The following is a 1784-nucleotide window of genomic DNA, read 5'->3' as shown; positions in this document are numbered from 1 at the left end:
GTTTCGTAATGAATGCCAACGTTTATGTATAAGATTAGTGGCGTTGTTAAGCAACTAATTTAGTGAAAAGGGAACGAACCAGAGGAAATTCCGCAGGAATTTTCCAAGTAGGCTAGAACTAGCCATTAATTTTATACGGTGTTATGTACAGGTTTATTCTTTTCCGATTAATGATATTAGTCCGTTTGAAAATGTTCCTCTCCAGTTTACGTAACTGTGTCCTCCATTAAATTCGTTATAATCTACCTCATATCCTTTTATTTCTAAAATATCTCGAAACTCTCTGTTCATTCCAAGCATTGATGCACCAGCGTCATAAAGTCCAATATCCATATAGAATTTTATAGGTAGTAGTTCACTACTTTTATATGCTTTAATCAACTTTCCTTCATCTTTTGGATATATCCAATGATTTTCATCTTTAGTTCCTTTTATCCAATATGAACCAGATTGTGAAAGGACATTTCCAATAATATCAGAATTATTTAGAGCGATATAACTTGCAGAGAAACCACCTCTACTTGAACCTGCAACGATGACATTATTTGAATTTGAATTAATATTATAATTTGAGCGAGTCCAAGGAATCACTTCTTTAGCAATAAAATTTGAAAATTCTTCACTTATTAAATCTTTACCTCTTTTACCCATATTCCAAACTAAAATTGCAATTGTTGGCGTAATCTTATTTTGGGCTGTTAAATTGTCAAGAATAGTTGGTGTTGGTATTCTTGCTCTTCTTCCAATTCTTCCACCATAAGATTCTCCATCAAAAACAATTAATAAATTGTGTGGTAGTTTTTCATTGTAATTAGCAGGTGTATATACTGTAATTTTTCGTTCTTCATTCAAAAATGAACTTTTAATAGACGTTTCGGAAACCTTACCTTTAGAAACACCTTCTTTTTCAATAATATAAGGCTGTTTAGGTGCGTTTGGCATAACAACCAAACCATCATAAGAATGTACTACATCACGAGTTTCGATTTCTCCATTTAGGCCTGCTTTATAAAGTTTAAAAAAATTGAAACCGTAATTAAAACGAGCATCGTTTGCTACTACTTGTGTCACAAAAAAGAGTTTTGTTTTTCCTAACCTACGAAATCTTAATCCTAAAAAATCACGACCTCCACTTTGCATAGCATATTCGGTATCTTTATCAGGCACACAAAAATATGTGATTAGCATATCTGAATCGTTTCCTTTTATTGGCTCAATAATATGTTTTTCGGTTTGTTTCTTGATGAAATTATCAATTGCATTTTTATCGTTTAGAGATGCTTCCCATAAATTATACAAAGTTTCGGTTGGAAGTTCTTTTTTTGCAATGCGTTTCGCATTATTTTCTAATGATAAAATCTTGTCTACTTTTAAAACGTAATTTCCTTTTTTTATTTTTTTGTCAAGTGTGCGTACAATAAGTTTATATTTTCCAGTTTTATTGGCTGTAAAATCAACTGGTTCAATACCATCTTCTCCATTTGGACTGTCAACTTGTTTTATAAGTTTACCATTAGGATTGTGAATATCAATAACAAGGTCAATTCCTATTTGATTAATTTCAGCTAGTATTGACATACCATTTTCTAAACTGATTGTGTAAATATGTTCTTCAGATGCTGATAATGCTTTTTCAAGCCTCATTCCTTCGACTAATTCTTGGTCTATATTAAAAGACATAGCATTAGTAATGTTTGTAATAAAAAGGGCAGGAATTAAAAGTATAAGTAAAGTGTTGTTTCTCATTTAGTTCAATTGTTTATTCGTTGGTTCGACTTGTATAT

General features: G+C 31.2%; 1 protein-coding gene. It reads right to left on the bottom strand.

What is annotated here, in order from left to right:
• Positions 1 to 153 precede the first annotated feature (153 nt).
• Positions 154 to 1746 carry an alpha/beta hydrolase gene (locus CXF67_RS09610; protein ID WP_102088562.1) on the bottom strand — a complete coding sequence of 531 codons (1593 nt, stop codon included), beginning with the start codon at positions 1744 to 1746 and terminating at the stop codon, positions 154 to 156.
• Positions 1747 to 1784 lie beyond the last annotated feature (38 nt).

It is taken from the genome of Psychroflexus sp. MES1-P1E (assembly GCF_002836055.1).
Taxonomy (GTDB): Bacteria; Bacteroidota; Bacteroidia; order Flavobacteriales; family Flavobacteriaceae; genus Psychroflexus.
This window is presented reverse-complemented; position numbering and strand designations above follow the sequence as displayed.

Bases quoted from the DNA above. Each gene is read 5' to 3' on its own strand.
- CXF67_RS09610 (WP_102088562.1), bottom strand. From the start codon at position 1,746: ATGAGAAACAACACTTTACTTATACTTTTAATTCCTGCCCTTTTTATT.